Origin of the sequence: Candidatus Angelobacter sp., assembly GCA_035607015.1 — a bacterium.
Taxonomy (GTDB): Bacteria; Verrucomicrobiota; Verrucomicrobiia; order Limisphaerales; family AV2; genus AV2.
The window spans coordinates 1-9,856 of record DATNDF010000365.1 but is presented as its reverse complement, the minus strand read 5'-3'; the positions used below and the strand labels follow the sequence as shown (position 1 = coordinate 9,856).

Below are 9,856 nucleotides of genomic sequence, written 5' to 3'. Positions count from 1 at the left end.
CAGCACTTCGCGCGCGTCCTCGGCGAGGTCGATGTAGTCGAGCTCCGACGCGATGTCCGTGATCGGCCGGCCGGCGTCGACGGGGATGAGCTTGATGATGCGGGACGTCGGCGGCGTGAACCGGCGCACGCACAGCTCGCTGTCGAGGAACAGCGTGGCGATGTCCGTGCTGTTGAGCAAATTCTTCATGTCGTTGCTCGCGGCGGACAGTTCGTCCACCTTCGCCTGCAACTCCGCGTTCACGGTCTGAAGTTCTTCGTTGAGCGATTGCATCTCCTCTTTCGAGGTGGTGAGTTCTTCATTGGTGGATTGCAGTTCCTCGTTCGTGGACTGCAATTCCTCGTTCATGGATTTGAGTTCCTCCTGCGAGGTCTGCATCTCTTCGCGCGTGCTCTGCACTTCCTCGCGCTCGCGCCGGAGTTCCTCCTGCAGTTCACGGATGCGCCCGGTCCGTGGCGCCGTTTTCCCGGCGCGGCCTTTCGGCTGCGCGGTCGAGCCCGCAACTTCCGTGAACACAATCATCGCCAGCCCGCGCAACGTCTCCGGTTCGTCGAAGATCTTCACCGTAAGGTCCACGAAATGCGCCCCGCCGTTGGCCGGCGCGATCACCTGGCGGACGATGACCGGCGCCTTCTGCCGGCGCGCCTTCTGGAACGCGCTCGTCAACTCGTACCGCAAACCTTCGCGCGCCATCACGAACACATTCCAGTTCGCCTTGCCGGCGGCGGGTTCGAGATAACGTCCAGTGCGTCCGCTGATGAACAGTATGTCGCCCTGGTCGTTGACGAGTACGGCGGCGGGCGATTGGTTTTGCAGCAGCCATTGTTCGGCCAGCGACTGGACGCTGGCCGGGGCCGGCATCGACGCGCGGTCGGGTTTCGTCACGTCCAGCGCCGAGGGCACGAACGCCGACGGAAATTCCACCAAATCACCGCGCCGGGCGGAGTCCTGCCGGCGAAAGATCCGTGACTTGCCGCGCAGTGGCGCAAACAAATCCGTGAAACCGGCAACGCTCTCCGCGCTGCCAAGAAAGAGCACGCCGCCCGGATTCAGGCTGTAATGGAACAGTGGCAAAATTTTCTTCTGCAATTCCGGAGCCAGGTAAATCAGCAGGTTGCGGCAGCTCAGGATGTCCAGCTTGGTGAACGGCGGGTCCATGATGAGATTCTGCGGCGCGAAGATGACCATCTCGCGAACCTCCTTGGTAACCCGATAGCCGTGCTCCTCCTTGACGAAGAACCGGCCCAATCGTTCCGGCGAAATATCGGTGGCAATGTTGGCCGCAAAAAATCCCTGGCGCGCCTTGTCCACCGCGTCGCGATCAAGATCCGTGGCAAAGATCTGCAGCGAGTAGTTTCCGCGCGGTTTGATCCGCTTCAGCGCCTCCTTGAACACGATGGCCAGCGAGTACGCTTCTTCGCCCGTTGAACAGCCGGTCACCCATGCCCTCAGCGCGTGACCGTCCGCCCGGCTCGTGAGCAATGACGGCAACGCCTCGTTGCCCAGTTGTTCCCACGCCGCTGCGTCCCGGAAGAAACTGGTCACCCCGATGAGCAATTCCTTGAAAAGCAGTTCGACCTCCTGCGGATTTTCGCGCAGATACCGGACATAAGTCCCAATCTTCGGAATCTGGTGCAGCCCCATGCGCCGCTCGATGCGGCGGTAAAGCGTGTTGCGCTTGTAGAGCGAAAAGTCGTGGCCCGTGTGGCCGCGGAGCAGGATTACCACCTTCTCCAGTTGGCTCTGCGCGCCGCTTTCTTCCATCAATTCCGAGCGCGAAAACAACGGTGCGTGCTGCAAATATCCGACCAACCGGGCGGGCAAATCCGCCGCCGGGGCCACGATGTCCGCCAGTCCGGCGTCAATCGCGCTGCGCGGCATGCCGTCGAACTTCGCCGAGGCCGGCTCCTGCACCAGCACCACACCCGCATGTTCCTTGATCGCCTTCAACCCCAGCGTGCCGTCCGTACCCATGCCCGAGAGAATGACGCCCACGCTGCGCTCGCGCTGGTCCTCGGCGAGCGACCGCAGGAAAAAATCAATGGGCAGCCGCAAGCCGCGCGGCGCGGACGGCTCAAGCAAATGCAGCACGCCGTGCAGGAGCGACATGTCCTTGTTTGGCGGAATCACATAAACGCAGTCGGGCCGCACCTTGGTGCGATCCTTCACCTGGATGACCTTCATGGTCGTGGCACGTTGGAGCAGTTCGGGCATGATCCCCTTGTGCGTCGGGTCGAGATGCTGAACGATGACAAACGCCAGCCCGCTCTTCGCCGGCACATGTTTGAGAAACAGTTCGAGCGCCTCCAGTCCGCCAGCCGACGCGCCGAGGCCGACGATGGGAAACGCGTTGCGCAATTCAGGCGCGGGAAAAACCGCCGCTGCCTGCGGCTTGATCGGAGCGGACTTCACCGCGGTCTTAGGAGCGGACCTGGAGGTTCTTTTCATCCCTTCAACTTTCAGGTGGCCTGCGCCTTGTTAGTGCAGTTGAAGCTGGCATCCGGTTGAGCCGGGCTGGCAGAACAATCGCCCCGACGAGTCGTCCAGCCGCCCGGATTGCGCGGAGCGTATCCGCGCATCTGTTCCATCGGAACTTCAAAAGCTCTTATACGACTTCGGATGAGAGTTACCAGAGAATAAACAACTGACGTGAACCTGGCGGGCGGGCGCATGTTCTCCCATTTCATCCGCCGTAGATCGCACCGATTTTGTTTCGCACCGCTTCATCCATCTTGATGAGCGGCGGCCATGGGCGTTTGAAGCCTTCGCCGAAAATCTTCTTCGTCGCGTCTATGCCGAGTTTGCGGCCGCTGGCGATTTCGCTGCTGGGGTGGTCGAGCACGTCCATGCCCGCTTGTAGCATCCGGCGTGAGCCGGATCACTTTTTTCGCGGACCGCCCGTTCACTGCTGCTGCCCAAATAGGAAGTTGGATAATAAGAGGAAAATCAGTCGTTGACGTCCTTTCCTGCCGGCTTAGCCTCGACGGAAATGAACCCGCCACAAAAGCGTTTCTCCCTGAACCGCGCAGGGTCAAAGAGCAAGTCCGCGTCGGTATCCGTTTCACGAAGGCGCTTCATAGCCGTCAGCAGCGTAGCGGCAGGCGCATTTGCCATCGTGCCGCGCCATGTGCTCGGCGGACCCGGATTCGTGCCCCCGAGCGAGAAGATCACACTGGCTTGCGTCGGCTTTGGAACTCAGGCGATCCGGGAAATCGGCGGCATTCTCGCCAGCCCGGAAGTCCAGGTTGTCGCCATGTGCGATGTCGAAAAGGACGGCACCCATTACCTGGAATGGAGCAAAAACGAAGTCCGCGCCACCATCAGGCGGCTGATCGAGAACCCGGCCTGGCGAGAAGGCTCAGATCACACGCCAGGCGGCCGCGACGTCGGCAAGGAAGTTGTCGAAGCGTACTACGCGAGGCAGCGCGGCAAGGAACAATTCAGGGGTTGCGCCACCTACACGGATTTCCGTGAGTTGCTGGAAAAAGAGAAGGATGTGACCGCAGTCAAAATAATGACGCCCGATCACACCCACGGCGTCATATCCATCGCGGCTTTGAAAAAGGGGAAGAATGTCATCGTGCACAAGCCGCTTGCGAATCGCCTGCTCGAGGCCAGAGCCGTCATCGAGAAGGCGCGAGCCGGGAAGATCGCCACGCACTTCATGCCCGCCAGCGAAGGCGCCGCCCAGAAACAAGCCGTGGACATGATCAAGAAGGGCGCCATCGGGCCGCTTCGTGAAATTCATAACTGGTCCATGCGCCCAATGTGGCCCCAATTCCCAACGCTCCCGACCGAAACCCCTCCGGTGCCCGCCGGTTTCGACTGGAACCTCTGGCTGGGTCCATCACTGGACCGCCCGTATCATCCCGACTACACGCACACCAATTTCCGCGGCTGGTATGAGTTCGGGGGCGGGTCGATCGCCGACATGGGGCACTACAGCCTCTGGCCCATTTTTCAACTCCTCGATTTGGATTCGCCGATCAGCGTCGAATCCTCCCCGAGCCATGTCTGCCGCGTTTCCGACCACATCTGCCAGCGAATCAAAAACGACTTTTCTTTCCCGGCGGCATGCACGATTCGACTCAGGTTCGCGGCCAAAGGCGATCGGCCGGCCCTGGACATCTTTTGGTATGACGGTGGCATCAAACCACTCGTGCCGGAGGAGCTCATGGCCGAGAACAAGGAACTCGCCGAGGAAGGAATGATGTTTATTGGCGACAAGGGTAAAATCCTCGGCGGTTTCCGCGCCGAAAACTCGCGATTGATTCCCGAAGCAAAGATGCGCTCCTTTTTGGCGGAGAGCCGCCTTCCCGAACCAAGCCCGACCGAGCGCGGAGCCAACGCCCGTCAGGATCGCAATGCTGCCTGGATCGCGTCCTTCAAAGGAGGCCCTGCCAGCTACGGCGATTTTCAATTGGCCGGCCCAATCTCCGACTCGATGAACCTTGCTGCCATCTCTCTTCGACTCGGCGGCAAGAGACTGCTTTTTGATTCCGCCAGTGCCAAAATCACCAACCTTCCCGCGGCGGACAAATTCCTCACGCGCGAATACCGTCCCGGGTGGGAGATCTGATCTGATGTCAAATTCGATTGAACCGCTTTCCACTGACCGGGCAAGACAAGTCCCTCGCCGGTCGCCATGACACAATTAACGGCCAGTAAATCAGTATGACTCCCATCTCAAGACGAGCATTTATGGAAAAGACGTTGATTACTTCGAGCGCGGTTGGTTTTCTGGCCGCCGGCGTCTCAAACCTTTCAGCCACTCCGCTGGGCTTGCCCATTGGCAGCCAGGTCTGGCCGACGCGTTCGATGATCAAGGATTTTCCGGCTTACGTGAAGATGATGGCCGGCATCGGCGTCACCCGGCTCGAGCTTTGTTGCCCGATTGGTTACGGCACTGAATTTTCCTCGCTCGCGAATGGAAAAGAAGTCGCGCGCATCCTCGCCGATCACGGCATGAAATCCGAGAGCTCTCATTTCACCATGGCGGAGCTGCGCAAAACCCAGCAAAAGAGCATCGACTGGGCGAATGAAGTCGGCATCACGCAAATCATCACCGCGACCTTGGGCGGCGGCAACAACCCGACCCTCGACCAGGTCAAAAAGGCGGCCGACGAATACAACAAGATCGCGGCCATCTCAGCCGCCGCCGGCCTTCAGCAAGGCCTTCACAACGAAGGTTTCGAATTGTCGATGGTGGACGGCAAGCGCACCTACGATCTCTTACTGGACTTGCTCGATCCGAAACTGGTGAAATTCCAATTCCAAATGTCAACGATCACCGCCGGCTTCGTCGCCGCGGAGTACTTCACGAAGCACCCGGGCCGCTTTTACTCGATGCACCTTCAGGACATCAACATGAAGGCCCCAGCCCCAGCCGCAGAGGGAGGTTCCCCGCGCCAGCGCTACCCACAAGTGGGCATGGGCCAGGGCAGCATCGACTGGGAAAAAACCTTCACCGCCGCCAAAATCGGCGGCGTCAAAAACTACTTTGTCGAACAAAACTGGGAACTAACCCAGCAAAGCGTCGCCTACCTTAAAACCCTCAACGTTTGATGAGCCAAATGGACCGCAGCGTCAAAAGGCAAACTCGTATCGTCGTCATACTGCTTTGTTTTGTGCTCGTGGCGTCGCTGCAATCGGCTGAGCTGTGGAAGCCGCTTTTCAATGACAAGGATTTCACCCGCTGGACTGTCCCTGCGCGCGGGGGCGGTCCTGCCCTGAACCCCGCCGACGCCGGGTGGAAAATGGAGAACGGGATCATTGTTGGCGGACAGGCGGGGCAGAAGGGTGGGAGTCTTGTTTCACAAGCGCGATTCAAAGACTTCGAGCTGGAGCTCGACTTCATGCTGGCCGAACAACCTGCCGCCCCGGACGGCTCGCTTACCAACTGCACTTACAACAGCGGTGTGTATCTGCGGACCGGTTATCAGGTGAACTTCGGGCGTCGAGAGGCTGGAGAGTTCATTGGCGTCGTCGTCCACCGTGTGCATCCCAAAGCCATCAGAGGAAACGTCCTCTGGCTCGACACGGGCGATGAGAAGTTCCCCAATCTCCGCAAGAAGGAGGATTGGAACCATGTCGAGATCTCCTTCAAGGGCGCGCGTCTCCAGGTCACCTTGAACGGGACGAAGATCTGCGACGTCACCGACAACCCCGCCGGCCCGTCGGAGGCGGCGTGGAAAGAAGCGGGTCCGATCAGCTTTCAATGGCCACACGCCACTGAGGGTGGGGGCTTTGCCGGATTCGTGAAGTTCCGCAACGTGCGAGTTCGGGAGCTTTAGTCCCAAACGTATTTCTCATCCCACTCAATCTCGTGCTTGCGCAACAACGCGCGCAACTCGTCTTGGAATCCGATCTTGCGGTGATGCTCTTCCTGTCCGGCGATGTATTGCTTCACCGGTTCGAGATTGGATTGGCTCACGGAAAAATCCGCGTAGCCGCCTTGCCACTCGAAGTCGGCGTAATCGCGACCGCGTTCCTTCAGCCAGAGGTTCGAGACGCGTTTCAATTCCTTCACCCATTCAGCCTGCGTGATGGTGCGCCCGAAGCGCGCGAGCAGATGGACGTGGTCTTCCACGCCGCCGACGAGGATGGGTGGACAATCGAGTTGTTTGGAGATGCCGCCGAGATACGAATGGAGCGCGTCACGCGTGGGTTTGTCGCGCAGGAACGGCCGTCGGTCTTTGGTGGAGAAGACGAGATGAATGTAAACGGCGGAAAGGGATTGTGGCATAACGCGATTGAGGATGCCCCAACGGGGCATCGGCCTCCAGCCCAACGTTGCGGCAACGCCGCTACGTTGGGTTACGAGTCAAACCAATTCAACAAACCTTAACGAGGTTCTGGCCGTTTGCGCGCGTACGACGAAAACGAATCGGCCGCAACGTGGTTGCGGCGAAATGTCGCGCGCGATTGACGGACGGGAATGGCCACAACCGCGTTGCGGTTGAAAATGATTGGCGGACGGTGACCCAGGGGAAAACAGAACAACAGATACGATTAAACGCTTCGCGTTGGTGCTCGTGCATCGCAACCCTGGGCTTTGGGACGGAATCCCGTTGGGATTCTCGAACTGGCGAACGCATCATCAGCGTAGATTGGGTGGAAACGGTTCTTTCTCCTTCCGCCAATCGGCACGAATTCCGCCGTGACCCACGGACAGCGCGACAATTCCGCCAACAATCGCGGCATCTGTGTCGCAGTCTCCACCACCTGAAATCGTCAATGCGAGAGATTCAACGTAGTTGTCGAGGTGATGGGCAGCACACCATAGCGCGAACGGAACAGTGTCTGGCGCAGTCACGAGTGAACCATTGCCGAGAGCTTTTGCGACAGCCTCGACCGGAATTGTCGCCGGTATTTGCGATGCAACGAGAATACCGCGACGGACTTTGCTCCCAGGCGTGGAGTCAAGAACAGCCTCGAATAGTTTGGTCGCGCGCGTTGGCGAATTATCTTCTCGCAACCGCCAAGCCATCGCGGCGGCGACAGCGACGGCTATCGTGCCAGCAACGCCTTCGGTGTGAGTGTGAGTGACGAGCGCAGATGCTCGCGCTTCTTCTACAATGCGAGGTAAATCATCTGCGAAGTAAGCACCGAGCGGAGCGACCCGCATTGCGCCGCCGTTTCCCATCGAGCCTTGCCCACCAAACGCAGAAGCCGCGCCCTGACGCCAATTGCCGCCACGAATGATTTCGTTCATCTGCATTCGCGTCATGCTCCCGTAACCTCGGTTGGGTTCACGCTCGAATCGCCAAGCAAAACGGCGGGCGAGTGCGTCCTGATGAATGTGACCGTAGAGCTTCAGCACTTCGACAATCGAGAGCGCCATCTCCGTATCGTCGGTGTGAAACCACGGCCCGGAAGGCAATCCGCGCTCGATGATTCGAGCCGCATCTGCATGACGATATGCGAGCATCTCGCCAACAGCGTCGCCGATGGCGAGCCCTTCCAGCGAAAGCAGAGTGCGCGGCATCCGCGCGGAATAATCCGATGGTCGCCGAAAAACGTCGCGTCGAGGCGACTGCGCCAGCATCTCGCGTGCTTTCGGAAGCCAAAGCTTGCCAACCCAATCGTCACCGATTGGTCCGACCCGATCCACAGTCCAACCCGCAAATCTCAAATCGTTGTGCATTGACCATGCTCGGTCTGCGTTTGTGGAGTGGATGATGACAGGGCAAAACGGAAAGTGGCTCGCGAGCAACTTTGCCACGTCAAGACCAGTGCCTGGGTCGCGGGTCGCGCCGGGCCGCGGATTCAAATCGTGGTCGAGCGAAACAAGATGGGTGTTGTCGAAGAATTCCTCACTCTCGGCTAGCATCGTCGGTGCGTCACGCCAGACACGCATTTGCCATTCTTCGCCGAGTTCACGAAGAATGGATTCAAATGCGGCGATTCGGTCGTCGTTGTCTTCGAGGAGCAGAAGAGTTTTCACGATGCTGTTAAGGGTTGGAAAATTTCTCCGCCTTTGCTTTCTCTCGCCAGCCCCAACGGGGCTGCGGCCCAAAGCCCAAGGTTGGCGCGACCGCGCCTACCTTGGGTGAACATGGCAAAACGGGAACAACCGCAACGCGGTTGCGGCAAATTCGTCGCGACGCCAAACGAATGGTTTTGGTCACAACCGCGTTGCGGTTGGATTCCATTCGTGAATCGTGACCCAAGGTAGCTCGTGCCTCGCAACCTTGGGCTGGAGGACGCAATCCCTTTGGGATTGGCCGATGCCGCGCGTTGCCGCGCCGGCTCGGGATTGTTCGCAGCCAACGTCGCGGGTTCACGCAACGTCTCCAAAAATCCTTTCCACCTTCGCCTTCACGGCGGCATCCATCTTGATGAGCGGCGGCCAGGGGCGTTTGAAGCCTTCGCCGGAAATTTTCTTCGTCGCGTCGATGCCGAGTTTGCTGCCGATGGCGATTTCGCTGGTGGCGTGGTCGAGCACGTCGGACGGGCCTTTGGTGAAGATGCTGTCGCGTTGCGGATCGGTGTTGGCGCAAAGGCGGAAGAGGACTTCGCTGGTGTTGTGCACGTCCACGTCGTCGTCCACCACGATGATGTATTTGGTGAACATCATCTGGCCCATGCCCCAGAGGCCGTGCATGATTTTGTAGGCCTGCATCGGGTAGGTCTTCTTGATGCTCACGAAGACGAGGTTATGGAAGACGCCTTCGGCCGGCAGCGCGATGTCCACGATCTCGGGGAAGTTCATCTTGAAGATGGGCAGGAAGAGTTTCACGGACGCGCCGCCGATGTAGAAGTCTTCCATCGGTGGGATGCCGACGATGGTGGCGGGATAGACGGCGTCCTTGCGGTGCGTGATGGCGGTGACGTGGAAGACGGGATACGGCTCGGGCAACGTGTAATAGCCGGTGTGGTCGCCGAACGGGCCTTCGTCGCGGAGCGGCTCGGTCGGGTCAACGTAGCCTTCGATGACGAAATCGGCGTTGGCGGGGACTTCGAGGTCGTTGGTCTCGCACTTGACGAGTTCGACGGATTTTTTGCGGAGGTAACCGGCGAGGAGGAATTCGTCGAGGCCATCAGGCAACGGCGCGGTGGCGGCGAAAGTGAACACTGGATCGCCGCCGAGAAAAATGGCGACAGGCATGCGCGTGCCGGTTTCGTAGTAACGGCGGCCGTGCCGCGCGCCGACTTTTTGGAGCTGCCAGTGCATGCCGGTGGTGCGGTCGTCGTAAATCTGGATGCGATACATGCCGACGTTGCGCTCGCCGGTGTCGGGGTCTTTGGTGACGACGCAGGGCAATGTGATGAAACGTCCGCCATCGAGTGGCCAGCACTGTTGAATCGGGAGATTCAACAGAGTGGCGAGTGATGACTGATGAGTGGCGAGTTC

Annotated in this window: 8 protein-coding genes; 3 read left to right on the top strand and 5 right to left on the bottom strand. The window is 59.4% G+C overall.

The window, feature by feature from the left end:
• Positions 1-2,448, bottom strand: a 2,448-nt coding sequence (locus tag VN887_14725) for a chemotaxis protein CheB (GenBank protein ID HXT41261.1), incomplete at its 3' end; no start/stop codon positions are given.
• Positions 2,449-2,683: 235 nt separating this feature from the next.
• Positions 2,684-2,863, bottom strand: a complete 180-nt coding sequence (locus VN887_14720) for a hypothetical protein (GenBank protein ID HXT41260.1) — start codon at positions 2,861-2,863, stop codon at positions 2,684-2,686.
• Positions 2,864-2,989: 126 nt separating this feature from the next.
• Here VN887_14720 and VN887_14715 point away from each other — a divergent pair, with 126 nt between their 5' ends.
• From VN887_14715 to VN887_14705, 3 genes are all read left to right on the top strand, one after another.
• Positions 2,990-4,579: a Gfo/Idh/MocA family oxidoreductase gene (locus VN887_14715; protein ID HXT41259.1), complete on the top strand. Its 1,590-nt coding sequence runs from the start codon at positions 2,990-2,992 to the stop codon at positions 4,577-4,579.
• A gap of 122 nt (positions 4,580-4,701) precedes the next feature.
• A complete protein-coding gene (locus tag VN887_14710) occupies positions 4,702-5,565 on the top strand; it encodes a sugar phosphate isomerase/epimerase (GenBank protein ID HXT41258.1) in 864 nt (287 codons plus the stop codon).
• On the top strand, positions 5,565-6,293 hold the full coding sequence (locus tag VN887_14705) for a DUF1080 domain-containing protein (protein HXT41257.1): 729 nt from the start codon (positions 5,565-5,567) through the stop codon (positions 6,291-6,293). The genes VN887_14710 and VN887_14705 overlap by 1 nt, the downstream gene beginning before the upstream one ends.
• On the opposite strand, the gene VN887_14700 is transcribed toward VN887_14705, so the two are convergent.
• The 3 genes from VN887_14700 to VN887_14690 form a co-directional block, all read right to left on the bottom strand.
• The gene (locus tag VN887_14700) at positions 6,290-6,745 is read right to left on the bottom strand and encodes a transposase (GenBank protein HXT41256.1); all 456 of its coding nucleotides are present in this window, start codon (positions 6,743-6,745) and stop codon (positions 6,290-6,292) included. The two genes, VN887_14705 and VN887_14700, sit on opposite strands and share 4 nt — an antisense overlap.
• Positions 6,746-7,099: 354 nt before the next feature.
• Positions 7,100-8,446 (bottom strand): ADP-ribosylglycohydrolase family protein, encoded by a 1,347-nt coding sequence (locus VN887_14695; protein HXT41255.1) that lies wholly within the window; start codon positions 8,444-8,446, stop codon positions 7,100-7,102.
• A 336-nt stretch (positions 8,447-8,782) separates the two neighbouring features.
• Positions 8,783-9,856, bottom strand: a 1,074-nt coding sequence (locus VN887_14690; GenBank protein ID HXT41254.1) for a UbiD family decarboxylase, incomplete at its 5' end; no start/stop codon positions are given.